At 30.8% G+C, this 27,000-nt stretch carries 24 protein-coding genes and 1 pseudogene; 24 read left to right on the top strand and 1 reads right to left on the bottom strand.

Translation table 11 applies throughout. The features are described from left to right. The first annotated feature begins 216 nt into the window (after positions 1-216). The 3 genes from BN358_RS03355 (at position 217) to BN358_RS03345 (ending at position 5,577) form a co-directional block, all read left to right on the top strand. Positions 217-1,002, top strand: coding sequence for a hypothetical protein (locus BN358_RS03355; protein ID WP_019227205.1), 786 nt, complete (start codon positions 217-219; stop codon positions 1,000-1,002). A 166-nt stretch (positions 1,003-1,168) separates the two neighbouring features. After that, positions 1,169-4,249 carry an ATP-binding protein gene (locus BN358_RS03350; protein WP_019227204.1) on the top strand — a complete coding sequence of 1,027 codons (3,081 nt, stop codon included), beginning with the start codon at positions 1,169-1,171 and terminating at the stop codon, positions 4,247-4,249. 782 nt (positions 4,250-5,031) lie between these two features. Then, complete coding sequence (locus BN358_RS03345; RefSeq protein WP_019227203.1) at positions 5,032-5,577, top strand: aminotransferase class I/II-fold pyridoxal phosphate-dependent enzyme; 546 nt, start codon at positions 5,032-5,034, stop codon at positions 5,575-5,577. 885 nt (positions 5,578-6,462) lie between these two features. Here the strand turns inward: BN358_RS03345 and BN358_RS03340 are convergent. Next, complete coding sequence (locus tag BN358_RS03340) at positions 6,463-6,828, bottom strand: helix-turn-helix domain-containing protein (protein ID WP_019227202.1); 366 nt, start codon at positions 6,826-6,828, stop codon at positions 6,463-6,465. A gap of 141 nt (positions 6,829-6,969) precedes the next feature. Here BN358_RS03340 and BN358_RS03335 point away from each other — a divergent pair, with 141 nt between their 5' ends. The 21 genes and pseudogenes from BN358_RS03335 (at position 6,970) to BN358_RS03235 (ending at position 26,927) form a co-directional block, all read left to right on the top strand. After that, positions 6,970-7,755: an EFR1 family ferrodoxin gene (locus BN358_RS03335; RefSeq protein ID WP_019227201.1), complete on the top strand. Its 786-nt coding sequence runs from the start codon at positions 6,970-6,972 to the stop codon at positions 7,753-7,755. A gap of 449 nt (positions 7,756-8,204) precedes the next feature. Then, positions 8,205-8,905, top strand: a pseudogene (locus tag BN358_RS27410) (IS1595 family transposase). 188 nt (positions 8,906-9,093) lie between these two features. Then, the gene (locus BN358_RS03320; protein ID WP_019227200.1) at positions 9,094-9,792 is read left to right on the top strand and encodes an aspartate/glutamate racemase family protein; all 699 of its coding nucleotides are present in this window, start codon (positions 9,094-9,096) and stop codon (positions 9,790-9,792) included. 109 nt (positions 9,793-9,901) lie between these two features. Further along, positions 9,902-10,534 carry a CPBP family intramembrane glutamic endopeptidase gene (locus BN358_RS03315; protein ID WP_019227888.1) on the top strand — a complete coding sequence of 211 codons (633 nt, stop codon included), beginning with the start codon at positions 9,902-9,904 and terminating at the stop codon, positions 10,532-10,534. Between the two features lie 92 nt (positions 10,535-10,626). Beyond that, positions 10,627-10,971 (top strand): hypothetical protein, encoded by a 345-nt coding sequence (locus BN358_RS03310; protein WP_019227198.1) that lies wholly within the window; start codon positions 10,627-10,629, stop codon positions 10,969-10,971. A gap of 28 nt (positions 10,972-10,999) precedes the next feature. Then, positions 11,000-11,791, top strand: coding sequence for a bifunctional 2-polyprenyl-6-hydroxyphenol methylase/3-demethylubiquinol 3-O-methyltransferase UbiG (locus BN358_RS03305; RefSeq protein WP_019227197.1), 792 nt, complete (start codon positions 11,000-11,002; stop codon positions 11,789-11,791). 542 nt (positions 11,792-12,333) lie between these two features. Then, the gene (locus BN358_RS03300; RefSeq protein WP_019227196.1) at positions 12,334-12,777 is read left to right on the top strand and encodes a cytochrome b5 domain-containing protein; all 444 of its coding nucleotides are present in this window, start codon (positions 12,334-12,336) and stop codon (positions 12,775-12,777) included. A gap of 71 nt (positions 12,778-12,848) precedes the next feature. Further along, positions 12,849-13,667 carry a hydrogenase small subunit gene (locus tag BN358_RS03295; protein ID WP_051008315.1) on the top strand — a complete coding sequence of 273 codons (819 nt, stop codon included), beginning with the start codon at positions 12,849-12,851 and terminating at the stop codon, positions 13,665-13,667. A 14-nt stretch (positions 13,668-13,681) separates the two neighbouring features. Beyond that, the gene (locus BN358_RS03290; RefSeq protein WP_019227194.1) at positions 13,682-15,091 is read left to right on the top strand and encodes a nickel-dependent hydrogenase large subunit; all 1,410 of its coding nucleotides are present in this window, start codon (positions 13,682-13,684) and stop codon (positions 15,089-15,091) included. Position 15,092: 1 nt separating this feature from the next. Next, a complete protein-coding gene (locus tag BN358_RS03285) occupies positions 15,093-15,539 on the top strand; it encodes a hydrogenase maturation protease (protein ID WP_019227193.1) in 447 nt (148 codons plus the stop codon). Between the two features lie 54 nt (positions 15,540-15,593). Next, entirely contained in the window at positions 15,594-15,854 is a 261-nt protein-coding gene (locus BN358_RS03280; RefSeq protein ID WP_019227192.1) for a hypothetical protein, read from the top strand. Continuing rightward, positions 15,844-16,746 (top strand): Sua5/YciO/YrdC/YwlC family protein, encoded by a 903-nt coding sequence (locus BN358_RS27405; RefSeq protein WP_232233021.1) that lies wholly within the window; start codon positions 15,844-15,846, stop codon positions 16,744-16,746. Before BN358_RS03280 ends, BN358_RS27405 begins: the two co-directional genes overlap by 11 nt. Positions 16,747-16,780: 34 nt before the next feature. Then, a complete protein-coding gene (locus BN358_RS27400; protein WP_232233020.1) occupies positions 16,781-18,118 on the top strand; it encodes a Sua5/YciO/YrdC/YwlC family protein in 1,338 nt (445 codons plus the stop codon). A gap of 1 nt (position 18,119) precedes the next feature. After that, the gene (locus BN358_RS03270) at positions 18,120-18,332 is read left to right on the top strand and encodes a HypC/HybG/HupF family hydrogenase formation chaperone (RefSeq protein WP_019227191.1); all 213 of its coding nucleotides are present in this window, start codon (positions 18,120-18,122) and stop codon (positions 18,330-18,332) included. 22 nt (positions 18,333-18,354) lie between these two features. Beyond that, positions 18,355-19,431: a hydrogenase formation protein HypD gene (gene hypD / locus BN358_RS03265; RefSeq protein WP_019227190.1), complete on the top strand. Its 1,077-nt coding sequence runs from the start codon at positions 18,355-18,357 to the stop codon at positions 19,429-19,431. Next, positions 19,432-20,433 carry a hydrogenase expression/formation protein HypE gene (gene hypE, locus BN358_RS03260; protein ID WP_019227189.1) on the top strand — a complete coding sequence of 334 codons (1,002 nt, stop codon included), beginning with the start codon at positions 19,432-19,434 and terminating at the stop codon, positions 20,431-20,433. It abuts the gene before it with no gap. Positions 20,434-20,932: 499 nt separating this feature from the next. Beyond that, on the top strand, positions 20,933-21,160 hold the full coding sequence (locus BN358_RS03255) for an AbrB/MazE/SpoVT family DNA-binding domain-containing protein (RefSeq protein WP_019227188.1): 228 nt from the start codon (positions 20,933-20,935) through the stop codon (positions 21,158-21,160). After that, positions 21,153-22,331 carry a macrolide family glycosyltransferase gene (locus BN358_RS03250; RefSeq protein WP_019227187.1) on the top strand — a complete coding sequence of 393 codons (1,179 nt, stop codon included), beginning with the start codon at positions 21,153-21,155 and terminating at the stop codon, positions 22,329-22,331. Before BN358_RS03255 ends, BN358_RS03250 begins: the two co-directional genes overlap by 8 nt. Positions 22,332-23,106: 775 nt before the next feature. Beyond that, positions 23,107-24,231: an aminotransferase class I/II-fold pyridoxal phosphate-dependent enzyme gene (locus BN358_RS03245; RefSeq protein ID WP_019227186.1), complete on the top strand. Its 1,125-nt coding sequence runs from the start codon at positions 23,107-23,109 to the stop codon at positions 24,229-24,231. Between the two features lie 61 nt (positions 24,232-24,292). Further along, the gene (locus BN358_RS03240) at positions 24,293-25,279 is read left to right on the top strand and encodes an ornithine cyclodeaminase family protein (RefSeq protein WP_019227185.1); all 987 of its coding nucleotides are present in this window, start codon (positions 24,293-24,295) and stop codon (positions 25,277-25,279) included. Between the two features lie 187 nt (positions 25,280-25,466). Continuing rightward, entirely contained in the window at positions 25,467-26,927 is a 1,461-nt protein-coding gene (locus tag BN358_RS03235) for a PLP-dependent aminotransferase family protein (protein WP_019227184.1), read from the top strand. Positions 26,928-27,000 lie beyond the last annotated feature (73 nt).

The raw sequence follows: 27,000 nt of genomic DNA, 5'->3' as shown, positions 1-27,000 counted from the left end.
AACATTGTACGTGAAATGATTAAATTGCAACATATATAAACAGCGCCCGATTATTGGAATATATAATTTGTCTTTTACATTATTGAATATATGTTTGTTTAGTGCTATAATTAAGAAATAGATGGTAATATTTACATTTACTGTATGACAAAATTAATGTGTTAAATCTACATGCAATAAATCATTCGATAGAATAATATTATAAAGGTTGTTGAAATGGATGATAATATTAAAGTAAAAAGGATAGAATCATTGTCTGATTCTATTATAGTATTTATAAGCCCTATAATAGCATATTTACTTCAATATGTATACGAAATTGGATATACAAGATATTTTGGAATACCGATTGAGTTTATTTCAATTGATATTTCAAAATTTCTTTTGATTTTAGGAGGATCATGGAGTGTAATTGTTTTTTTATTTTTCTTTATAAATTTATTGATAATACTTTTTCATGGAGTTGATAATTATATAGTACGAGAAATAAAATCGCATATACCAATGGCTTTGATTTGTATCATGACAGCAGCTATATATGGAAGAAGTAATTGGAAGATTGCCTTACCATCAGTATTTATTTTTGTTTTTGTTGTACTTTTAACTTTTGTATTACCGTTATTAACTCAACGAAGTAAATTGACATATAGAGAAAAACTTGAAGCACAGGCAAAAATGGAAAGGGAAATAATAGATATATCTTCAATTCTTTATAAATTAATAGGTAGAAGTGGTATGCTGCTTGTAATAACTTTAATTATAGCTTTTAATTTTTCTTATAATACTGGTGTAGCAAACGCTATGAACAAACAGGATTTTATTACAATATCCAATAAACCAGATACTATTGCACTCTGTAAATATGGGGATTTTTTAATTTGTAGTAAAGTTGATAAAATAAATAAATATATTACTAAAGAATTTTCTATAATTAATATTCATGATAAACCAAATATTATATATAAGATTGAAAATTTTACAAATTATACTGTAAAGAAATAAAACGCTAACAAAAGGGGTGTTTTGACTTCGACTTAATGCTTGATAATTCTTATACTTTGGGTATAGTAGACACATATATATAAGATTAATACTTTATGTTACATGATATGTTGTGATAAAAAATAATTAAAATACAATGATTATATATGGAAGGAAGTATTACTTTATGGCTCCTGTTCTTTACTTGAATTCTATTCAAGATACTACGCTATGGAAACATTTAAATACTTATTATACTGATAAAGATGGATTAGTTGCTAAAATTTTAGCTTCAAATCTTATTAGCATTTGTGAAGAGGCATCTAATCGAATGAAAAGTTTTCCCTCACTTCATAATCAATATACTCTTCATGATGAAGTTCACTTATTACGAGTTACAGAGTTAATGGCGCAATTGATATCTGAAAAGATTATCGAAGAATTAAATCCGGTAGAAGTAGCATTGTTAATTTTATCAGCTTTTTTTCACGATCAAGGTATGATATTAGATAATGAAGAGATTAAATGTTTAAATGTCAATCCGGATTTTCAATTATTTAAGAATAACTGGATTGTTGAACATCCGAACTTGATTGAAATAAGAAAACTTTTATTAGATAATAGTTTAAGTATTACAGAAAAAGAAAAAATCAGACAAGCAGAAAATGAAATGCTGGATGCCTTGTTAACGGATTATATAAGAATAAAACATGGTGATAGATCAGCAAACTATATTAGAAATAATTATCATGATGATAAGCGATGGGTTGTTTCGGGAGTGAATCTTTATAATTTAACAGCATTACTTTGCTTATCTCATACTTTACCTACAACGTATCTAACAGCCTTAAATGGATTTAATTTTGATGAATCTGTTGGAAATTACTTGGTTAATATGCCATTTTTAGCTGTAATCCTTAGACTTGCAGATATATTAGATTTTGATCGTGACCGTACACCAGATACATTATATCGAACTATACACTTTAAAAATGATATTAGTTTCCTTGAATGGGCTAAGCATAGGTCAGTTGATGGTTGGATTATTCAAAGTGACTTAATAAGATTTACTATGAAATGTGAGCATCCTATATATGAGCGTGTGGCAAGGCAGTTTATGGATTGGATAGATGATGAGCTGTCAAGTGCTAATGCTTTATTTCGTATGTTTCCATCATATAAGTTAAATTCGAATATAAAATTACCATTAACAGTTGATCGATCAAGAATTGAAGCAAAAGATAATAATTACATATACCATGATTTGGAGTTTTCTCTTTCAAGAGATGAGGTAGTTAAACTTCTTATGACCAATAATTTATATCAAACACCTTCGCTATGTATTAGGGAATTACTTCAAAATTCTTTAGATGCTTTAAGACATTATAAAGCATTATTAAAACGTGATCTTTGTGTTGATTGGGCTAAAGGAAAAGTAATATTTAAGCATTACTTAGATGAATACGGTTATGAGATTGTCTCTTGTATTGACAATGGTGTTGGCATGGATGAAGATATCATAATTCGTTTCTTAACAAATGTAGGTAAAAGTTATTATCGTTCACCAGAATTTATAAAAGAAAGAGTAACATTTTCATCATTAGACGTTGATTTTGAGCCTTGCTCTCAATTTGGTATTGGCTTTATGTCTTGCTTTATGATAGGTGATAATATTAAAATACAAACACGAAAATATTATAGTCAAGAAAGAGGAATTGGGAAGCCATTAATAGTTGAAATTAATGGACTAAACGGAATTGTAGTTATACGAGAAGGTAACGACGATCAGCCTGTAGGGACAAATATAGAAATAAAAGGACGGAAAAAACCTAATTACTTGGATAAATGGAATGATAATGTGCAACTTGTTGAAGTGTTAGGGGGGTATGCAATAGCATGTGAATTTCCAATAGAAGCATATTGCAGTATTCGTGAAATTGAGTCTTCAGTTGCAATTCAATCTAATATTGCAATTCCTAAAACAGCAATGGAGATAAATAATTTAATAAATTATTCAACCATAGAACAAAAATTTTCTGAGGTAAATCCATATTTAAATGGCTCTATAAGGGCAAGCTTTTTAACAAATGAAAATGGAGAATTAACTCTTTCAAATTCTGAAGCTTCATGGTCGCTTCCGGAAAAATATAATAAACCAATACTTATGTCAGCAATTGGGCAAAAGATTGAACATTATTTCCATTCTGATTTAGGACAAACATGCCTTGATGGAATATTAGTATGTGGTTGCCCTGGAAAAGAAAAAGAGTGTAGACATTTGAGTTGGCGTGCAAATGTAATAGATATAGGTGAAGAATCATTTGTATTAGATATTAGAGGTCAGATAAAGCCAATAATTACACCTGCAAGAATACCACCAGAACGGGGGAGAGAAGATAAGTCCTGGAGAAGAATACAAAAAATTGTAAATATAGCTCAAGGTAAGTTGTGGGAAAAAGTTTTGTTCAAATTTAATAAGCAGATTGATTTAGAATTGTTTTGGCAATTGACTTCAATTTATGATTTCTGGGTTCCTTGGTTGAAAGCAGATACGATATGGAATAATATTTCATTACCAATTGTATCAGAAAATTATATTATTCAGTGGAAAAAGATCTCAGAATTGGGTACAGTCATCCCGATAGAAAACAATAAGGCTTTTGAGTTTATTGATCAAAATAATTCTAAAATTACTCCATATGATAATTTGATTAAGTGGAATTCGAAAAGCTACGGCCGGGATATTACTTCTAACATAAATTATACAATTATTGGAATGTCTACAGTAAAACTAATTGATAAAAAGATTTTATTAGACATAAATAAACCATTTGATTGTGAAATTGTCCCATGGGAACATACTCTTCATTTATCAATTGGATGTATACCATTGATACCTTTTAGTGGGGAAATAAATAGTTATGTTTCGGTTCAATTACCATTTAGATGTATTAATAGAAATCATCCTCTAACAGAACTTGCTTATAAAACTCAGTATGAAACTGGAGCAAGAGAGATAGATGAATTTGCAAAAAGTGCTGTTTTATGTTTAAGTGATTCGGATACATTAAAATTCCTGAATAGTGAAAATACACAAGTTGGATATTTGATGCATCGTTTAGGACATCTATATAACTCAATCAATTGGGCTGAATATGAAGACGAACTTGCACCTCCATATAAGGTGTGGGTAGATGGTAAAGGAAGCATAGAGATTAGTTCAAAAGAGTTAGAACATTGGGCTAAAACGAGTCCTCTTAAAGAATAATATTTTGAAATTGAAAAAATTAAACCAGTGATACTTATAAGCATTATTAAAAGATATTTAGAATAAAATAATTTCTAATAAACTTATTCATATATTTGGTACAATATCGTAATTAAAAAATGATTGAAAATTTGGTGTTATATTTAAAGGGAAACCAGCTACATATAGATGAAAAAGATATTATAGATAACATAAAAAAGTTAACTGATTTGATTCGTAATTTAACAAAGTTATAGTATTTTTCGCAGTTATATAAAGACGTTATTACCATCGGTTTAAATATAACGCCTTTAAATTGAGTGCATTATTATTTTGAAACTTCATGTCTATAAGTTTTAATATAAATTGTGGATATAAACTGGTACGGTCCGCCTCCATACCTAAATATGGAAAAGCATTAAAAACTCTTCAAATTTGAAGAGTTTTTTTATTATGGACGATTTCTTGTCTAGATAAAATTTTTATAGTCTTGTTTTTCATTATTTAACCATTTCAAATAATATTAACTAATTAATAATATGTGTAAAATTTTATAATAAAACAAGGTTTGAGAATTATTGTAATAAAGATGTTTTTGAGTGTGAGATTTTACTAAATTTTGCACTCTTTAATTTTGCCCTATTTTATTCCTTGCTAATTTTGAAATAGTCACATATCAATTGGCTGGTTTTGTTTTATTTAGTTGGCTGTTTGTTCTATTAAAATTGTATGATACAATTCACTCTATAGTAAGGGGAATAAACCTAATATTAATAAGAATAATTTAAATAGAGGTATTGAAAATGAAAATTAATGATTTTAAACTTGAATGTTATTTTGGACGGTATGAATTTACTGCACCGTATTTGCTGACTCAATCTGATTGTGAATCCATGACAACAAAAGAATCACTTTCTATGGAACCTGGTGCTGAAGAAGAATATTTAAATCAATGGTTGGGATATACTGAAACATGGGGTGATCCAGAGTTAAGAAGATTAATTTCCACATTATATAATGATATGACAGCAGATGATGTGTTAGTTTTTCACGGAGCTCAGGAGGCTATTTTTGGATATATGAATGTATTGCTCGATGAAGGGGATCATATGATTGCTATGTACCCTAACTACCAGTCCGTTTTTGAAGTGGCTAATTCAATTCCAAACTGTGAATTTTCAAAGTGGTATATAAAAGATGATGGAACAAAATGGACAGTAGATTTCGACGAACTTGAAGCATTAATAAAACCGAATACTAAAGTAATCGCAGTTTGTTCTCCTAATAACCCAACGGGATATACTTTTACAAACTTTCAGGAACACCCTTATGTCCGTATCCCATTCTAAAATATTGATCACCATACCATAGATATCTGAAGGTAACAACATTACTCCCTTCTTGTCAACAGCAAGCTGACAGAAATCCTTAACAGGCATATCAATCAAGAGCTTATGATATGCAACAGGTCCACATGTTATTGGCTTTTTCTCAAATATATTTGGATATCTATCGAAGAATTCATCTACTAATTTTAAATTAGTTCTAATGATTTCGGTGCTTCTTTGCGGAATCTCTATAATGCTTAATAAAGATAAATATAATAATTTCATTTATTAGAAAGCAGTTCAGATACGGATGTAAGAAAGTGGATTTTCCTGATAAAATGAATATAAAAATATTACTGGATTAGTTGGATCTGGTGTTTTAATAATTATTATTGCTTTTTTTATATTAATTAAAGAAATATCTAAATATGAATATAAAATTAAATTTAATAAACTTCCATTTATTTTTAATAACATTGAAGTAATAGGATTATTATGTTTTGGAATACTTCTTATTTTACTAACAATTATTTAATAACGTATAAATAATAAAGTTTATTGAATATAATCCCTCAAAATGAGGGATTAACTATTTTGTGATTTTACGCCTATATACTGATATATCAATTGTGGACAAATTTTAAAATATGGAAAAATTAGTTGAATATAAATTTTATTATTCAATGATTATGTCTAATTTTAGTTCGGATAAGTAAACTTATACGAATTTTAAAAGAATTAAGAGAATAAGTTAATACTTTTAGTAATAAAATTGAAAAAACATAAAAATTGAATTTTCAGATATATATATTCTATATTAAAAATTGATATGGTATTGATATAATAAAATATTAATTCAATTTAATATTTTTAAAAAAATTCAATTTGTGCTTATAAAAGCTATTTTTAATGAGGTAATTTAAGATTAGGATCAATATTTATATTATACTTAAAAGTAAAGCTTTCTTTATTTTCCATAGCCCAATCAAACATAGCTTCTATAACAGGATTTAAACTGCGTCCAAGTGCAGTTAGTGAATATTCAACCCTTGGTGGAACTTCAGGATATACTTTTCTGGTAATAAATCCATCGCTTTCCAAGGAACGGAGTTGTTGAGCAAGCATTTTTTGATTTATATTATTTATCGAACGAAATATTTCATTAAACCGTTTTGTTTCTTTAAACAGCTGACAAAGAATAAGTATCTTCCACTTATCACCTAATAAAGCAAGAGTAAGTTCAACCGGATAGTTTATATTTTGTTTTTCCATAATTGTAGCTCCTTAATTAGAATAATAGTTACCTTTTGGTTAGTAATTAACCAAAAAGCAGTACTTGAATAAATTTCAGCTATTATATATTATATAGCAATAAAGTTATGAATTCAAATATTTATTTACTGTGGAGGTTCTATGAACAAGAAATTAAATGTGCTTTATTTTAGTGCAACTGATGGCACAGCAAAAGTTGTTAAAGGGGTTGCAGAAGGAATTAGTGATAACTATAAAGAATATAATATTACTTTACCAAACAACAGGCAGGATGCAATTACTTTTGATTCTAATGATTTAGTAATAATTGGGGTGCCTGTATATGCCGGTAGAGTACCAAAGTTCTTAAATGATTATTTTTTAAATGTAAAAGGGAATAATACACCAGCCGTTTTTATCACTGTATATGGGAATCGTAATTATGACGATGCACTTATTGAATTAAAAGATACTTTTGAAAGTAATGGTTTTATTGGAGTATCTGCAGGAGCCTTTATTGCAGAACATTCAAACACTACAAAAGTGGGAACCAACAGACCTGATAATAATGATTTAGAAACAGCTAAAAAATTTGGGGCTGAAATCAAAAATAAATTAGAAAGTTTAGAAGATATACTACAATTAACTAAGCTTATGGTTAAAGGTAATTTTCCTTACAAGGAGAGAACTTCAGCTCCTCCGATAGTTCCAGATACAAGTGATGCTTGTATAAATTGTGGCATCTGTGCAAAGCATTGTCCAATGGGTGCAATTAACTTTAATAATTTCAAAGATATAGACTCTGCAAAGTGTGTGCGTTGTTGCAGTTGTATTAAAAGATGCCCTGTAAAAGCTAAATCTATTAATCATGAAGTATTTAACAAAATCACTAAAGGATTAATTGATAACTTTAGTATACTTAGGAATGAACCTGAATGCTTTTTATAAATCATAAAGTTAGACATTAAAATTTTTGGCAGGGTGCCTACTCAAAATTGGAGGACGATTTATGTCCTCCAATTTTATATTGGGCCTTTTTATTATTTAAGCCTTATGTCTATAACTTTTAATATCGATTGTGGATATAAACTGGTACGGACCGCCTCCATAGAAAATTATGGAAAAACGTTGAAAGCTCCTCAAATTAGAGGAGTTTTTTTATTGTGGATGAATTTTTGTTTCTAAAGTTTGCCGTTTAGTTATTACTAAGTTATAATTAAATAGTGATTCGGAATTGTAAAATATTACGATGTATAAGTATTATTATGTTCAACAGTAAGAATTACGGACTAACAATTGTTTATCATACCGATAAATAGGAATTTGGAGTTTTAACACATTCCGCCATTTCAAGCACGAAGTTGCCAGTAGAGATTTGGTTCGAATATGCTAAAGCAATGATAGTAGGCTATTCAATTAGAAAATGTGCTATTGTAGCTGGCGTGAGTGTAAAAACTTCTTTTTATATGATACATAAAATTCTAGATGCTATTAGGCTGCATCAGGGCGTTGGTTCAGTTGAAGGTGTTGTTGAAATGGATGAAACTTTTTTTGCAGAGTCATTTAAAGGAAATCATAAAAAAGACAAAGCATTTACTATGCCAAGAAAACCACGAAAAAGAGGAAAGGAAATAAAAAAAGGAATTAGTAAAGAGCAGGTTTGTGTAGCATCGGCAATAGAAAGAAACGGAAATGTTATTGTAAAGGAAGAATCAGCACGGCTAATCTTGAAAGAGTTTATGATAAACGTATAAAAGAAAAATCTATTATATGTACAGACAGTCATAAATCATACATACAATTCGCCGAGGACTTTTCATTGGAACATAAACAAATAAAAACCGGTCAGCACAAAAATGGAATTTACCATATAAACCACATAAATGCACTACATAGTAATTTGAAAAATTGGATTCGTCATTTTAAAAGTGTTTCAACCAAATATTTAACAAATTATCTATATTGGTTTAAATGGCTTGAAAAAACTAAACAAGATAAGGATGCTGTTAAAAGTAGAACTTTACTTTTAGATAGTGTTATAGAACCAATTGATACAAGGCAGCAACAGTACAGAGGCAGACAGCCAATCTTTATTTAATGATGAAAATTTGATATCAATTTCGCCGTGACAGTTATATAATTATAATATAGTTAATATACATTTGTAATATATTACGACGTATAAGTAGAAAATTACGATAAAACAGTAATATTTACAACGAAACCTATACAATTATTTAGTGTTTCTATAGTTCAGTAAATTTATCTTAAAAGGAGATAGTTTCTATGAGTGAAAAATTAATTGGAATTTTGGCTGGAATGGGTCCAAGGTCAACAGCACCATTTATTGATTTAGTTATTGATGAATGTCAATTTCAATATGGAGCAAAATATGATGAAGAATTCCCCAAAATGATGATATACTCCTTACCTACTCCATTTTATATTGACCGTCCAATAAATCATGAACTTATGAAAAAAATTATAATTAAAGGATTACAAAAGCTTGAATCAATTGGTGTAAGTTTTATTGCAATGCCATGTAATTCAGCGCATGTATATTTTAAAGAATTGAATGAATCAATTAATATTCCTTTGCTAAATATTGTAGAAGAGACTGTTAAAAAATTGCCTACAGTTTCACAAAAGGTAACTCTATTTTCAACAAATTCAACATTTGAATCTACAATTTATCAAAAATGTATAATAAATGGTAGTCATGAATTTATATTTAAAGATGAATGGCAACTAAAGTTAAATAATCTTATTCGAAACATAAAAATAGATAAAGAGAATACACAGAATATTGATATTTGGAATGAACTTATTGAAGATGTAAAAAAGGAATATATTGAAAATATAGTAATAGCTTGTACTGATTTAAATGTGGTATTAGAAAAGGCAAATCCTCCAATTAATATTATTGACTCATCAAAATGTTTAGCTAAAACAGTTGTTAGTAAATATTTAGAATTGGTTAAATAAAGTTAATTCGTTATATTCAAATAATGTGTCGCAACAGTAAAATATTACATCAGAAAAGTAAATTATTATGAAGCAAGGATTATTTATATTTTGTAAGATGGGGTTATTGGTGAACGAAAAGATTAAGATATTAGCAAAAATAATAATTGGATTAATATTGATACAAGGTATCAGAATTATTTTGAAATTTATTGTGTTTTGCTTTGTTGAAAAAACACTGTTTATAGATACTATTGCATCTGCTCTGATTATGACTGTGTTGGCACTCATTGGTATTATGACTGTAAAAAAGAAAGGCGTCTCACTTTCTGTGTTCCCAAACAGGCACAAAATAATCTATGCTATAGCTACTGTTGTTGCCTTGGTATTGCTTATTTCAACTCCGTTTATCACAGGAGAAAAATCACTCTTTATTGTATTTTCACTGATATATTCAACATTGATAACACCGATATTTGAAGAATTGATATTCAGAGGGTATGTGTGGAATAAGCTTGAAGAAAAGTTTACCAGAAGACTTACTGTTTATATTATTACGACGCTGTTATTTGCGGTTTGGCATATTGGATATATAGATTCAATCGCATTAAGGGTGGCCTCAAATAATGTGCCATTTACAATGCTGATGAAAATTATCACAGGATTATGTTTTGGGATTGTGTTAGGTGCAATTAGATGTAAAACTAAAAATTGCTATTCAACTATTCTCCTGCACGGCGCAATGAATATATTTGGCAGATAGATAAAAGTTATTAGTACACATTTTTCATATATTACATCACAATAGTAGAATACTTTGTGTCATTATTTTATGCATTCATAGGGAGTGGAATAATGTTATTATTAAATCATCTTACACAATCTGTGTTACAACTAATTATTTTCAGCCTTCTACCGTTACTAACATATATTATAAGTAGAAGAAGATTAAAAGGTTTTTTATCTTGTATTGGATTAAAACCCGCTAAAATTAATAATTGGAGAAATGTAATTGTAGGCTTCTTTTTATCATATGTAATATTGTTTTTGGGTTTAATTATAATGCGTAGTTCTGGGACATATACAGATAAAATAGATTCAAGTATGGAAGGTGTTGGAGTTGTTGTATTCATACTATCTCTGGGGGTGATAAGTGGAAGATTAATTAAGAAAATTATCAGAATCAAAGTGCTATTTTGATTCTAAAAAGAATAATGGGAGGAATATTATGAATTATATTTCTGGTAATAAAGCGGCTTGGGAAGAAGCCTTTGACAATCGAAAACCGAATTGGGGAGAAGAAAACCATATAAAAATAAGAAGTGAAAGACTTGCGTTTTTTAACTCTGACATGAAAAAAGAACTTGAACAAATTGATTTTCAAAATAAAACTATTGCTCAATTTTGTTGCAACAACGGACGTGAACTATTATCTCTTATGGATTGTGGGGCAAATGCTGGTGTTGGTTTTGATATTGCTGAAAACATTATTGAGCAGGCAAGAGATACCGCTAAAAAATTAAACATGAAAAATTGCGATTTTGTTGCATGTAACATTTTGGAAATACCCGAAAACTATTATAATCAATTTGATTTTGCTTTTTTCACAATCGGGGCAATAACTTGGTTTGAGGACCTCTCTTTGCTTTTCAATAAGGTTTCGAAATGCTTGAAGAAGGGAGGAATGTTACTGATTAACGATTTCCATCCGCTTATGAATATGCTTCCTTTACCTAGTGATGATTGCTTTGATCCAGAGAACTTGAACCAGTTTGCTTTTTCATATTTTCGAAAAGAGCCATGGATTGAAAACAATGGGCAAAGGTATATGTCTAAAAACTATGAGTCTAAAACATTCACCAGTTTTTCTCACACCATGGCTGTCATAATCAATTCATTGTCCATAAATGACATGAAAACGATTAAACTTAATGAATATGATTATGATATTGGGCTGACAGAAACATATGATAAAAAAGGTTTTCCATTGTCTTTTATTTTGATTGCCGAAAAATGTTAATAAATTTAAAAGTGCAGGCGGGACGCTACAAATTCCAATTTGTAGCTGACCTACTACGAATATTCAAATTATGCGCAACAGTAGAATTTTGAAGTTATCTGTTTTATATAGTTTTTTTGCTTCTTATGACATACATAAATTGCTGATAGAAATGCAGGTTACGATGATATTTTAAGTTGGATTATTCAACATAAGGTAAATTTAAGAACAATATTTTTAAAACTTAAAATAAGTGAATTCTTAAATGATATAGTTTTAAAGAACAAGAAAAATACGCCCTTAAAATGAGGGCATTATTGTTTTATTTATGGAAAAACATTAAAACTCTTCAAATTTGAGGAGTTTTTTTATTGTGGATGAATTTAAATAGAATTTTTAGTTATATGTTATACTTACTAAAAACGAATCTGGCTCAACCAATTTCTTGTAATGTTTGATATCCTATGATCAATATTGACTATTTGATTTAATATAAAATTTAAACATTATATATTCTCATTAAGCATATTATTTAATAATTGAAAATTTTGGGGGGAGATGCTTTGAATTATAATGATTATCAAATGTTGTTGATATGTGAAAATAATATAAGATATTATCAGCAAATGATGGAAACAAGCAGTAATCCTTGTCAAAGAATATTATATGAAAATATGCTGAATGTAGAAAAAAACAGGCATTATCATATATACAATCAATTAAAAAATAATATAAGCGATAAAGAAGAAAATGGAATTTACAAATCTGATATAAGACAATTTACCATAGAAGAATTATCTCAATATGACGGTTCTAATGGCAGGCCTGCCTATGTTGCAGTGAATGGAATTGTGTGTGATGTAAGCTTAGAAGCAACCTGGGGCGGAGGAACACATTTTAGTATGTATGCAGGACAGGATTTGACCGCTCAGTTTAACGGATGTCATGGAGGAAGAACAGAAATTTTGAGAAATTTGCCTCAAATAGGTTTATTAATAAGTAGGTAGGAGGCACAGGATTGTTAAAGATAAAAGGACGCTGTCCAATACTTGATTCAAAGGATGTTACAGCTCGTAAAATGATGGATTTAGTTGTAGATGAAATAAAAAGCAAAATTATAAATAAAATAAATTTAATTTGGTTAGAAGTAACCGGTTGTTCAGGAAACATAATATCTTTACTAAATGCAGAAAATCCAAATGCAGAATTTTTATTAAAAGAAATCACAAGCTTAAAATACAGCAACAGTCTGATGTTTGCTGAAGGTGATGCGGCATTTCAGCAGTTTTTAGATACATTAGAAACAGAATTCATTTTAGTTGTAGAAGGTGCTGTAGCCACTAAGGATAACGGTCAATACAATATTATTGCACGTTATCAAGGCAAACCAATAACAGCCATGGAAGCTGTTAAATCTGCAGGTGAAAAAGCAAAATATGTTTTATCAGTTGGAACCTGTGCTTCTTTCGGAGGAATATCAGCAGCAGCCCCTAATCCATCTCAATGTGTAAGTGTACCGCAGTTTTTAAATAGGGAAGTTATTAGAGTTCCAGGTTGCCCAAGTCATCCAGACTGGGTTACAGGTACTATAGCAAACTTAGTAGCATTTGGAATTCCTGAGCTTGATGAATTAGGGAGACCTATAATGTTTTATGGAATAACAATACATGATCGTTGTACAAGGAGATCATATTTTGATAAAGGTATTTTTGCAACAAAGTTAGCTGAACATGAATGCATGTTTAAACTTGGGTGCAGAGGACCGGTAACAAGAACGGATTGCCCAATAAGGCAATGGAACGGATATGTGAACTGGCCTGTTGAAGACAATACACCTTGCATAGGCTGTGCCGGTGAGAGGTTTCCTGATGGCATGGAGCCTTTTGTAAGATTTTAGTATCTGGAGGAGCTATGTCTAATAAAATTACTATAAACCCTGTTACACGAATAAGCGGTTTTCTGGAAATTGAAGTTGAAGTAGAAAAAAATAAAATATTAAATGCTAAAAGCAGCGGTTTATTTTTTAGAGGTTTTGAAAAGATTCTAAAAGGAAGACCTCCTTTAGATGCAATATATTTTACGGAAAGAATCTGCGGAATTTGTTCTACTGCACATTCCATGGCTTCAACATTAGCTTTGGAGGATGTTCTTAAAATTCATCCAAACGAAAACGATAAAATGATAAGAGAATTTATGCATGGCTGTGAATTCATCCAAAATCACTTAAGACATTTCTATCAATATACTATTCCTGACTTTGTAAAGGGAGCACGGATGGAATCATCATTTATAGCATCTCATAATGATTATCGTCTTCCTGAAAAAATAGACAAAGAGTTATCAGAACATTATGTAGAATCCCTAAGATACAGCAGATTAGCCCATGAGATGATAGCTGTGTTTGGCGGCAAGGCTCCTCACAATCACGGCATTTTTGTGGGAGGAGTTACAGTTAATATAGATTCAGCAAAGTGGATTAAAGTTAAATCCATATTATCAGATATAAATAGATTTGTGGAAGATATGCTGATACCTGATGTATATAAAATTGCAGAATATTATCCTGATTATTTTAGTAATGGTATAGGATACAAAAATTTAATGTCATATGGAATATTTGACAGCTATACAGATAACAGAACTTTTTATGTGTCTCCGGGTGTCATTATAAATGGACAATATAGTACATTCAATTCAGATAAAATAACAGAAAATATACAAAACGCATGGTATGAATCAGTGAGAGATGAAGAAAGTCCAATGGTTAATACTGCTAATGAAAATATTCATAAAGAAAATGCTTACAGCTGGATAAAAGCTCCAAGATATGAAGGGTATGCTATGGAGGTTGGGCCTCTGGCAAGAATGTGGTTAAGTGGCAACTATAACAGAGGAATCTCAACTATGGACCGAACAATTGCAAGGGTTTTAGAAGTAAAGAAAATCATCGAAATAATGGAAGTATTTTTAGAAAAAATTACGATGATTCCACCAAGTCAAGGGAGTTATGAATTTAATCAAGAAGCTTATGGCAAAGGATTAGTAGACACCACAAGAGGTGCTTTAGGCCACTGGACTTCTGTACAAAATAAAGCTATTCAAAATTACGATATAATTACTCCAAGTTCATGGAATCTCTCGCCAAAAGATTCAAAAGGTTTAAAAGGAGTAGTAGAAAAAGCTTTGATAGGAACATTTATTCAAGATATTAAAAATCCGGTAGAAATTGGCAGAATAGTTAGGTCTTTTGATCCTTGTGTTTCCTGTGCTACTCATGTATTTACTGATAGATATTCTCCAGTAGAAATTAGGGTGGTGTAATATGGCTGTTAAGTGTATTGCAATAGGTAACAGAATAATGGGAGATGATGCAATAGGGATAAAGGTTACAGAAGAACTTACGACAAAGTTAATAAAAGAAGACATAGTGATCATATATGGAGAAACAGACAATGAGTATGCTTTAAGCAAAATCAAAGACGGTGATTTATTGTTTATAATAGATTCAACATACCTTGATTTAATGCCGGGAACAGTAACTGTTACTTCTATAAATGATTTGTCACTAAAAAATAACCTTACTTCACAGCATCAGCCCAGTTTAATCCATCTTATAAAATTGTACGGAAAAAATATCAATGGATTTGTAATTGGAATTGAAGTAGATACAATTGAATTTAGTTCAGAATTAAGCAATACTTTAAAATTGAAATTTCATAACATATGTCAAGAAGTATATGAATTTATTGTGGCTAACAAAAATAAGTGAATTTTTATTCCATAGATAAACAAAATAAAAATTTATATATAAAGGAGTATTCCAATGCACGATACATTTTTATTAAACAAAATTTCAAAATCATTAAAAGAATTATGTGAAAAAAATAATATCCGCATTATCACTCAGCTTACCATAGTTGTAAGTTACAACAGCCATGTCAATGAAAATAATCTTCAAGAACATTTAAAGGAACACAATAAGGAACTTCTTGCTGATGGGTTTAAAATCATAATGCAAAGAGAAGACATGGAGGACCAGACTGCTATAATTCACAGCATACAAGGTGAAACTTTTGAAGATTGATGAAAATAAAGATAAAAGAAGTTATGAAATAAAAATATATGGTATTGTTCAAGGCGTAGGCTTTAGACCATATATTTATAATCAAGCAATAAAATATAACATTAAAGGGTGGGTTAGCAATCAGGGAAGTGCTGTTTTAATGTATGTAGAAGGAGATAGAAAAAATATAAAAGAATTCTTATTATCCATAATTAAAAATCCTCCTTCTTTAGCCAAAATTGAAAAAGTCGAAGCTTATTTACACGTATTGAAAGGGTGTAATAATTTTAAAATTAAACCAAGTTCGGTTGAAGAAGCTGGTATAAAATTTATAGGTGCAGATGTATCCATTTGTCCAGAGTGTTTAAATGATATTTCAGATACTACTAATAACCGTTACAATTATGCATTTACAAATTGTACAAACTGTGGACCTCGTTATTCTTTAATAAAGAAATTACCCTATGACAGAGAAAATATAACTATGGAGAAGTTTAAAATGTGCCATGATTGTGAGATGGAATACAACGACCCAACTAATAGAAGATTTCATGCACAGACCAATTGCTGTCCCAACTGCGGTCCAAAATTAAGTCTATTAAATAATATGGGAGAAGAAATAATTTGCAGTAATGTGATTTTAAGTGCAATTAATATTTTAAAGGATGGGAAAATAGTTGCTATTAAAGGAATTGGAGGTTTTCATTTAGCTTGTGATGCTTATAATGAAGAGTCTGTTAATATTTTACGTCAACGAAAAAAAAGACTTCATAAACCATTTGCAATTATGGTTAAAGATATAGAAATTGCTAAGAAGCTGTGTTATATAAACGAATTTGAAGAAAAAATTCTTTTTAGCAATAAAAGACCTATTGTAATTTTGAAAAAAAAAGAAAAAATCAAACTTGCCTGACGTAGTTGCTCCATATATGAAAAAACTGGGGATTATGCTACCGTATACACCTCTTCATTATTTATTGTTTCAAAATGATATAACATGTCTTGTTATGACAAGCGGTAATAAAAGCAATTCTCCTATACAGTTTGAAAATGAAAAAGCAATTGAAAACTTGAGGGCAATTGCTGATTATTTTTTAATACATAATAGAGATATAAATATACCTGTTGAAGATTCTGTTGTGAAAACAGTATGCAATAAGGAAATTGTAGTTCGTATTTCGAGAGGTTACACACCATTTATATTTCCTATGAAATATAATATTGAAATTTTAGCATTAGGAGCTGAAGAAAAAAGTACTTTTTGTTTATCTCAAAATAAGTATTTATATATGAGTCAATACATAGGTGATTTGAAGAACTACGATACATATATCAATTTTGAAAAAGCCATTGATAGCATGAGGTCGCTATTGAGCTTTAAGCCTGAGTTAATTGTACATGACATGTATACTACTTATCAGTCGTCTAAATATGCACTAAGTCATACAACGAGAAAAATCCCAGTTCAACATCATCATGCTCACATGGTAAGTTGTATGGTTGAACATAATCTATTTTGCCCTGTAATAGGTGTTATTTTTGACGGCACAGGATTAGGCAAGGACGGAAATATTTGGGGAGGGGAATTTTTAATAGGAACAAGAATGAATTTTATAAGAGCGGGCCATTTTAGGAATGTAACTATTCAGGGAGGAGATAAATCAATTAAAGAACCTTGGAGAATTGCAGTGAGCTACCTTCGTTCGATTAATTATGAATTTAATGATATTGTAAATGTAATAGATGAAAAAAGCATCGATGCTGTAAATCAAGCAATAGATAGCGAACTGAACTGTTATGAAACATCCTCTGTAGGAAGATTTTTTGATTGTATTGCTTCGCTCTTAAATATTCGCCAATATATAACCTATGATGCACAGGCAGCAATAGAACTTGAAAATATTATTGATCCTTCTGTAAAAGATGAATATCAGTTCACGGTTGTTGATGAAAATGAGGTTTATATAATTGAATATAAAGATATTTTATTATCTGTAATAAGTGATATAAAAACGAAAAAGTCAACCTCGTTTATTTCTACAAAATTTCATAATACCATAGCAAGTGCAACAACAGATTTAGTTATAAAAATCAGCGAAAAATATAATTTAAAAAAAGTGGTGTTAAGCGGTGGAGTTTTTGAAAACTGTCATTTGCTTGTTTCTGTAATAAATAAATTGGAAAAAGCAAACTTTTTAGTTTATTATAATCAACAGATTCCTACCAATGACGGTGGAATAAGTGTGGGACAATTGGCAATAGCAGAAGCAATGGAGGGAAAATAAGATGTGTATAGCAATACCTTGTGAAATAATAGAATTAACAAACACTAAAGCAAAAGTAACAATTATGGGGGTAAAAACCATAGTTAATATACAATTGATTGATAATCCTAAAGTTGGAGATTTCGTATTAATTCATGCAGGATGTGCTATAGAAAAGGTCGATAAAAATTATTCCGATATTTATTTTGACATGATTAAACCATTATGTGATTAAGTAGAAGCAGACGAGGATAAACATGGATAAAAAAATAATCAAACGTCTAATTGATGAAATTAACTTTATGACAACACAAACACAGGAAATTAAGATCATGGAAGTATGTGGTACACATACGAAGAACATTGCAATGTCAGGAATTAAGTCTTTACTGCCTCCTAATATTAAACTTATATCAGGTCCAGGCTGTCCTGTATGTGTATCAGAAGAAAGCTATATTGATAATGCAATTGAAATATTAAGAAAATATAATGTCATTATTGCTTCATTTGGAGACATGATTAGAGTAAGTGGAACTAATGGAAACTTGTTAGATGAGAAAGCAAAGGGAGAAGATATAAGAATAATTTATTCTCCATTAGAATTAATTGAAATGGCTGAACAAATAAAAAACAAGAATATTGTTTTTTTAGGAGTTGGTTTTGAAACTACTGCTCCTGTTATCGCACTTACTATCAAAAAGGCTGCTGAAAGAAAAATTAATAATCTGTTTTTCCTAACATCACTTAAACTTATGCCTCCTATATTACATTATATCATGGGACAGACTATAAATAATATCGATGGATTTATTTGTCCCGGTCATGTGGCAAGTGTAACAGGCTCTGAATACTTTAGATTTATAGAAGAAGAATATTATCTACCTGCAGCTGTGTGCGGATTTGAAGCAGAGGATATTTTAATTGGTATACATAATTTAGTAAAACAGATTACACAAAAAGAAAATAAGAAATTAAATAATTTATATACACGTTGTGTAAAATCTAATGGTAATCCTATTGCAAAAAAGTTAATAAATGAGGTTTTTAAGGTTTCTGATGGAGAATGGAGGGGAATTGGAATAGTTAAAGGTTCTTCTCTAAATATAAATGAAAATTATAAGAAATACGATGCTTTGAATGCTTTTAAGATAGAAAATAAATCATTTAAAATTAATACTAACTGCCAATGTAAGGAAGTCTTGCTTGGTAATAAAATTCCAAAAGAATGCAATCTTTTTGGTAAGATATGTAATCCTTTTAAACCATATGGACCATGTATGGTATCCTCGGAAGGCACTTGTTTTATCGCATATAGATATAAGGAGGAAGTTTAATTGGAAAATGCTGTAACACTTAGATGTGGAGATGGTGGTAAATATACCAACTCATTAATTAAGGATGTTTTTTATAGACATTTTGGAAATGAATTGCTTACTAATTCCATGGATGCAGCTGTTTTTGATTTAAATAAGGAAAGATTAGCTTTTACAACAGATTCTTTTGTTGTAAAACCGCTTTTTTTCCCAGGAGGAGACATCGGAAAATTAGCAGTTTGTGGTACAATAAATGATTTGTCTGTGTCAGGTGCAAAACCTTTATATTTAAGTTGCTCAGTCATAATCGAAGAAGGTTTTGATATAAAAACATTGACTAAAATAGCTGAATCAATAGGAGATGCTTGTAAAAAAACAGGAGTAAAGATAATAACAGGAGATACAAAGGTGGTTGAAAAAGGTTCAGTAGATGGAATATTTATTAACACTTCTGGTATAGGAGTTGTATTAGAAGAATACAATTCAAAACCAATTATAGATGGAGACTGCATAATAATAACCGGGGGTATTGCAGAACATGGGACAACAATAGCTGTTGAAAGATATAATATTAACATAGAAGGAAAAATTCAAAGTGATTGCATGCCTTTAAATAACATCATAGAAAAGTTACAAAAGAATTTGAAATATATTAAAATAATGAAAGATCCAACAAGAGGAGGAGTTGCAACAGCATTAAATGAGATAGCAGAAAAATCCAACATGGGAGTTATATTAAATGAAGAATCAATTCCAATTGAAAAAGAAATTAAATCTGTAAATGAAATGTTAGGACTTGATCCTCTTTATCTTGCATGTGAAGGAAGAATGATTATTGTAGCAGAAAAACAGAAAAGCAAAGATTTGTTAGAGGAGATAAAATGTATAACCGGTTGTGAAAATTCTACGATTATAGGAAATTTTACATGTGATATTAAAAGCAAAGTTTTAATGGAGACTGTTATAGGCGGCAAGAGAATTATAGGGCCATTAGAAGAAAATTTGCTGCCAAGAATTTGTTAAAGGTTGTGATATATTGCAATGATTATATTATATGAAATAAAACAGGAATACATTTTAAAAGTTATATTCCTGTTCTATTTTTCTAATATATATAATGATAATAATAATTTGGTTATATGTAATTTTTTGTTTTATGTCTATAATTATAAATATTAATTGTGGATATAAACTGGTACGGTCCGCCCTCCATACCAATATATGGAAAATATTTAAAAACTCTTCAGATTTGAGGAGTTTTTTATTGTGATAATAATGATTTAGAAGCAGTTAAAAAATTTGGGACAGAAATCAAAAATAAATTAGAAAGTTTAGAAGATATACTACAATTACCTAAGCTTATTGTTAAAGGTAATTTTCCTTATAAGGAAAGAACTTCTGCTCCTCGATAGTTGCAGATACAAGTGATGCTTTTAGAATGAGAAAACTTTTGAGAAAGGCTTGCATATTTCTTTTTTTGGAGTATAATTTGTTTAACAAAACATACTGCCTGGAGGCACTTATGCAAGATAGAGAAGGAAAATATGCGTGGACAGTTACAGTTGGAATAAAGGGACAGATTGTAATTCCGAAAGAGGCACGTAAGGTTTTTAACATAAATTCGGGAGATACCTTGATTTTATTGGCGGACGAGAGGCAGGGAATTGCGATTCCTCCGAAGGAATCCTTTAATGAATATTTTTCACTTATTTTCAGATCGGGTGAAAGAGATGGTGGACTTAATGAGTAAGATTGTATATTTTTGTATTCCGGCACATGGACATACAAATCCGACTTTGCCTGTGATCCGTGAACTGGTCAGCTTAGGACACGAGGTATATTACTATAGTTTTCAGGAATTTAAGGAAAAGATTGAAGCCACGGGTGCCTATTTTATAGGATGTGATCACATTGATATTGGCATGGAAGATGATGGAAATGGTGCAGACAGAGTTGGCAAGGATATTGTTTTTTCAACGGAATTGATTGTAAAGTCTACTCTTGCTTTTGATGATATTGTTACGAATGAAATGGCGAAACTTAAGCCGGATGTAATCATCAGTGATTCTGTTGCATACTGGGGAAAACTGGCCGCCATGAAGCTGGGGATTCCATTTGTATCCTCAACAACGACATTTGCATTTAATCAATTTTCATCGAAAATTATGAAAAAGTCCTTTGGGGATTTAATCAAGATGTTGTTTCAAATGCCTAAGACGAAAAAAATCTTACAACCACTTAGAGATAAAGGATACCCGGCAGACAATATTTTAAGCATCGTTCAGAATGATAATGAGACAAATACAATCGTATATACATCTCCTGAGTTTCAACCGTGTTCCGATACTTTTTCGGAGAAATATTCATTCGTAGGTCCATGCATTCGAGAGGCAAGTACAATAATTGAAAAGACAGCCGAGAAGCTAATTTATATTTCTCTTGGAACAGTAAATAACAAGCTTGCGGACTTTTACAATAATTGCATTAAAGCGTTTGCTGACAGCGAGTATGAGGTAATCATGTCGGTGGGCAAGAGTACGGATGTTTCGTCGCTTGGATCAATTCCGGCCAATATTCACGTATATAATTCTGTTGACCAGATTGCGGTGCTACAGAAGGCTGATATTTTCCTTTCACACTGTGGCATGAACAGCGCAAATGAAAGCTTGTATCATAAGGTTCCCTTGGTGATGTTTCCTCAGACAGCGGAGCAGGTAGGTGTGGCACGACGTATTGCCGAATTGGGTGCGGGATTATTCTTAGATAAATCCGACAGTAGTTCTATTAAGGCTGCAGTGCAGACTGTGCTTGACGATGAGAATTACCGTAATAATGCGGCAGCCATTTCGGACAGCTTCCATAAGTGCGGCGGAGCCAAAGTGGCAGCACAGGCGATACTTAGAGGTATGGTAAGACGGTAGTTTTGTTGTCAAACCGCATTGGTAAACAGGCTTTCAGAAGTAAAGAAAATAGGTACTATAAGTGCTTTCTTGAAGAAACTTAGCAACCTATTTTGTAACTTTATGCCTATAAGTCTTAATATCAATTGTGGACATAAACTGGTACGGTCCACATCCATACCAAAATAAAGAAAACATCAAAAACTCTTCAAATTTGAAGAGTTTTTTTAGGCGGTTCTTATTCAATTATTGGGGCTTGAAATAGAGGGCTGTTGCGTTGATATCTTATAGAGTTATGTTACCACCTCTACCTAGGTCTAAAATTACAGATGATTCTTTAAAACTAATTTCATAAACATCCAATATTTCCCCAGCCAATAACCCCTTTAATTTTCAGGAATATCGCAAAAATTCACAACTCTAACATTAGGGATATTATTCACACTTGTTGCTAAAGTAATTTTATAAGTTTCATCCATTATTCTTTTAAAATCTTGTATTAATTCCATTTTTATACTCATTTATATGTTGGTTTCTATTGTTTTTAGTGTTCATGTAAAAACAAGGTTTGAGAATTATGTAATAAAGATGTTTTTGAGTGTGAAATTTTACTAAATTTTGCACTCTTTAATTTTGCCCTCTTTATTGCTTGCTAATTTTTGAATTTTCTCATATCAATTGGCTGGTTTTATTTTATTTAGTTGGCTGTTTGTTCTATATAAATAGTATGATACAATTCACAATATAGTAAGGGGAAGCCCCTAGTATTAAGAATAATTTAATGGAGGTATAGAAAATGAAAATTAATGATTTTAAACTTGAATGTTATTTTGGACGTTATGAATTTACTGCACCATATTTGCTAACTCAATCTGATTGTGAATCCATGACAACAAAAGAATTACTTTCTATGGAACCTGGTGCTGAAGAAGAATATCTAAATCAATGGTTGGGATATACTGAAACATGGGGCGATCCAGAGTTAAGAAGATTAATTGCTACATTATATAAGGATATGACAGCAGATGATGTGTTAGTTTTTCACGGAGCTCAGGAGGCTATTTTTGGGTATATGAATGTATTGCTCAATGAAGGTGATCATATGATTGCTATGTATCCTAACTATCAGTCTGCTTTTGAAGTTGCTAATTCAAATCCAAACTGTGAATTTTCAAAGTGGTATATAAAAGATGATGGTACAAAATGGACAGTGGATTTTGATGAGCTTGAAGCGTTAATAAGACCGAATACTAAAGTAATTGCAGTTTGCTCACCAAATAATCCTACAGGATATACTTTTACTAATGCTGAAATAAAACAGTTATGTGAAATTTGTAGGAAACATGACATTTATCTATTCTCGGACGAAGTATACAAAGGACTTGAATTGTATGGAAACAAGAGAGAGTGGATGGCTGAAAATTATGATAAATGTGCTTCACTTGGTGTAATGTCTAAGGCTTACGGTCTTGCTGGACTTAGAGTAGGCTGGCTTGTATCAAAAGATCATGAAACATTAGAAAAGGTAGTTAAATTTAAACACTATATGAGTATTTGTGATTCAGCTCCATCTGAGTTTTTATCTAAAGTTGCGCTTAAGCATAGCGACGAACTATTAGAAAGAAGCATCAAAATCATTAGAAATAATTTAAAATTAGTAGATGAATTCTTCGACAGATATCCAAATATATTTGAGAAAAAGCCAATAACATGTGGACCTGTTGCTTATCATAAGCTCTTGATTGATATGCCTGTTAAGGATTTCTGCCAGCTCGCTGTTGACAAGAAGGGAGTACTGTTGTTACCTTCGGACATCTATGATATGGATGATCAATACTTTAGAATGGGATACGGACGTATGGGTGTTCCTGAAAGTTTAGCAAAATTTGAAGAATTTTTAATTGAAGAAAAATTTGTTTAATATTAATTCAATACATAAATAAGCTTGGCGTCAAGCTTATTTATGCATTAAAGGAGGAAACATGAAGACTTTATTGCTTGGTATAAAAGATGTAAAAGAGGTATTATCTCTAAAAGAGGTTATCATTGCAGTTGAAGAAGGATACATAGCATATAACGCAGGGCAAGTGCAACAACCTGAAATTGTATCCATAGAAATTCCGGAAAATAACGGTGAAACTGATATAAAATCATGCTATAATAAATTAAATGAAAGCATATCGGTTAAGATTGCTTCAGGATTTTATAATAACGGAAAAAACAACAATCTACCTACGATGATAGGTACTATACTATTATTTGATGGTAAAACCGGCGTTCCACTTTGCGTTATGGATGGTAGCCTGATTACGGGGATTAGAACAGGTGCTGCAGGAGCGATTTCATCAAAATTATTAGCAAGAAAAAACTCTAAGACGGTAGCAGTTTTCGGTGGCGGTGGTCAGGCAAGAATGCAAATCTATGCATTATGCCAGGTAATGGATATTCAGGAAGTAAGAGTTTACAGTGAGTATCAAAATGAACTCATTAAATATAAGGCGGACGTAGAAGAGAATACTAATGTAAAAGTAATCATATGTGCTACCCCGGAAGAGGCTATAAAAAATGCTGATATAGCAATATCTACAACACCAACAAGAAAATATATAGTACATAAATCTTTGGTTAAACCTGGAATGCATATTGTAGCGGTAGGTGCAGATATGGCTGGAAAAAATGAATGGGATCCTAAAATATTTAAAGGAGCGAAAATTGTAAATGACAGTATCGCACAATGTGTTAGTAGGGGTGAAACCAGAAATGCAATTATATCTGGGGTAATTAAAGAAACCGATATTTATGCAGAAATAGGACAGCTTATTGCTGGAGAAAAGCCATTAAGGGAAAGTGATGATGAAATCACAATCTTTGACACTACAGGAATGGGAATTCAAGATAATGTTACAGCAGTAAAAGTATATGAAATTGCTAAGAAAAATGGTTTAGGAGAATATTTTGAATTTATTTAAACAAAAATTATACGCAAAGTGGAATAGAACAAAATAGTGGTATTAATTATTATGTTTTTAATTTATATTGTAAAACATAATTTTATCAAAAAATTTAGCTAAAGGATATAAAAGGGTAGAGGTATCGAGATTAATGATTGTTATTACAGCAAGAGTAAATTATATTTAGGTGTAAAAAGGTGTAAGGATGAAAAAAGTTATTGTGGATTGGATTCCAGATAAAGGGTCTAAAGAACCTGTGTACCAACAAATAGTGGACTATATATCAAGGAAGATATCAAATGGAGATTGGGCAATTGGATATTATTTACCATCTGAAAGAATACTCGCTGAAAAATTCAAGGTAAATAGAAGTACAATATCAGTAGCATTAGACATATTGAAGAGCTATGGTATAATTGACGGAAAAGGTCGTATGGGTACCGTTATCGCAAGTAATACCTGGTCACTAATGATTTCATCAAGCGAAGGCAATTGGGGAAGTTACGTGAAATCTGGATACTTTAAGGAGAACCTCCCTACAATTCAAGAGATCAATCATATGGAGTTTCAGGAGGGCATAGTTAGATTGGGAACCGGAGAATTGTCTCCTAAATTATACCCTACAAAAATGATGAAGGATATTTTTGTAAGATTATCTCAGTCAATCACATCCTTGAACTATTTGGAACCCTTAGGATTACTGGAATTAAGAGAAATTTTATCTGAGAAGTTAAGGGATAAAGGTATTCAATGTAAGCCATCCAACATTCTTATTACATCAGGGTCTTTGCAAGCTCTTCAATTAATCTCAGTTAGTATACTTAAACAAGGATTAACCATATATACCGAGTCACCTTCCTATATAAAATCACTGCAGGTTTTTCAATCAGTAGGAATGAGACTTTTGGGTATAAATATGGATCATGATGGGATTCAATATTGGAAAATTGCCAAGGAAAGAAAAAACATAGAAGATGCGATTTTATATACTATTCCAACATTTCATAACCCAACTGGCATTGTTATGTCTGTGGAAAGAAGGAGAGAATTATTTAAATTCTGTATAGATAACAGGATTCCGGTCATTGAAGATGATGCTTATGGCGATATTTGGTTAGAAAATGAACCTCCTAAACCATTAAAAAGTATGGATGAACATGGAATGATTATTTATTTGGGAACTATATCTAAAGTTTTAGCACCTGGACTTAGAATTGGTTGGTTGGTTGGATCTGAATCAATAGTCAATCGTTTAGGTGATGTTAAGATGCAGACAGACTATGGAGCAAGTTCTGTATCTCAATGGATATTAAAAGAGATTTTATCCAATGCTAATTACTACCAATATTTAAAGGAAACTAAAATTGCATTAAAGAATAGAAGAGATTTAATGATATCAGCCCTTGATAAGTACTTTAAAGAATTAGCGGTATGGGAAACCCCAAAGGGAGGATTCTATATTTGGCTTGTTTTGAAACGAGAGATTTCTATGGAAAAATTATTTCAAGCAGCTATAAAAGAAGGAATACTTTTAAATATAGGCAGCAGCTATGATTTTAATAAAAACAACGCACTTAGGCTATCATACTCATATATAGATGAAAAAGATATTATGGGTAACATAAAAAAGTTATCCATTTTGGTTAGGAATTTAACAAAGCAATAGTCTTATTGCAGTAAAATAATAAATCGGTACAATCCACCCCCATACAAAGTTATGGATATAAAAAACTCCTCAA

The sequence above is a fragment of the Sedimentibacter sp. B4 genome (assembly GCF_000309315.1).
GTDB classification, from domain to species: domain Bacteria; phylum Bacillota; class Clostridia; order Tissierellales; family Sedimentibacteraceae; genus Sedimentibacter; species Sedimentibacter saalensis.
Note: the sequence above shows the minus strand (reverse complement) of the source record. Positions and strands in the feature narration are given on the sequence as shown.

Bases quoted from the DNA above. Each gene is read 5' to 3' on its own strand.
- BN358_RS03355 (WP_019227205.1), top strand. From the start codon at position 217: ATGGATGATAATATTAAAGTAAAAAGGATAGAATCATTGTCTGATTCT.
- BN358_RS03350 (WP_019227204.1), top strand. From the start codon at position 1,169: ATGGCTCCTGTTCTTTACTTGAATTCTATTCAAGATACTACGCTATGG.
- BN358_RS03345 (WP_019227203.1), top strand. From the start codon at position 5,032: ATGAAAATTAATGATTTTAAACTTGAATGTTATTTTGGACGGTATGAA.
- BN358_RS03340 (WP_019227202.1), bottom strand. From the start codon at position 6,828: ATGGAAAAACAAAATATAAACTATCCGGTTGAACTTACTCTTGCTTTA.
- BN358_RS03335 (WP_019227201.1), top strand. From the start codon at position 6,970: ATGAACAAGAAATTAAATGTGCTTTATTTTAGTGCAACTGATGGCACA.
- BN358_RS03320 (WP_019227200.1), top strand. From the start codon at position 9,094: ATGAGTGAAAAATTAATTGGAATTTTGGCTGGAATGGGTCCAAGGTCA.
- BN358_RS03310 (WP_019227198.1), top strand. From the start codon at position 10,627: ATGTTATTATTAAATCATCTTACACAATCTGTGTTACAACTAATTATT.
- BN358_RS03305 (WP_019227197.1), top strand. From the start codon at position 11,000: ATGAATTATATTTCTGGTAATAAAGCGGCTTGGGAAGAAGCCTTTGAC.
- BN358_RS03295 (WP_051008315.1), top strand. From the start codon at position 12,849: ATGATGGATTTAGTTGTAGATGAAATAAAAAGCAAAATTATAAATAAA.
- BN358_RS03290 (WP_019227194.1), top strand. From the start codon at position 13,682: ATGTCTAATAAAATTACTATAAACCCTGTTACACGAATAAGCGGTTTT.
- BN358_RS03285 (WP_019227193.1), top strand. From the start codon at position 15,093: ATGGCTGTTAAGTGTATTGCAATAGGTAACAGAATAATGGGAGATGAT.
- BN358_RS03280 (WP_019227192.1), top strand. From the start codon at position 15,594: ATGCACGATACATTTTTATTAAACAAAATTTCAAAATCATTAAAAGAA.
- BN358_RS27400 (WP_232233020.1), top strand. From the start codon at position 16,781: ATGCTACCGTATACACCTCTTCATTATTTATTGTTTCAAAATGATATA.
- BN358_RS03270 (WP_019227191.1), top strand. From the start codon at position 18,120: ATGTGTATAGCAATACCTTGTGAAATAATAGAATTAACAAACACTAAA.
- hypD (WP_019227190.1), top strand. From the start codon at position 18,355: ATGGATAAAAAAATAATCAAACGTCTAATTGATGAAATTAACTTTATG.
- BN358_RS03255 (WP_019227188.1), top strand. From the start codon at position 20,933: ATGCAAGATAGAGAAGGAAAATATGCGTGGACAGTTACAGTTGGAATA.
- BN358_RS03250 (WP_019227187.1), top strand. From the start codon at position 21,153: ATGAGTAAGATTGTATATTTTTGTATTCCGGCACATGGACATACAAAT.
- BN358_RS03245 (WP_019227186.1), top strand. From the start codon at position 23,107: ATGAAAATTAATGATTTTAAACTTGAATGTTATTTTGGACGTTATGAA.
- BN358_RS03240 (WP_019227185.1), top strand. From the start codon at position 24,293: ATGAAGACTTTATTGCTTGGTATAAAAGATGTAAAAGAGGTATTATCT.
- BN358_RS03235 (WP_019227184.1), top strand. From the start codon at position 25,467: ATGAAAAAAGTTATTGTGGATTGGATTCCAGATAAAGGGTCTAAAGAA.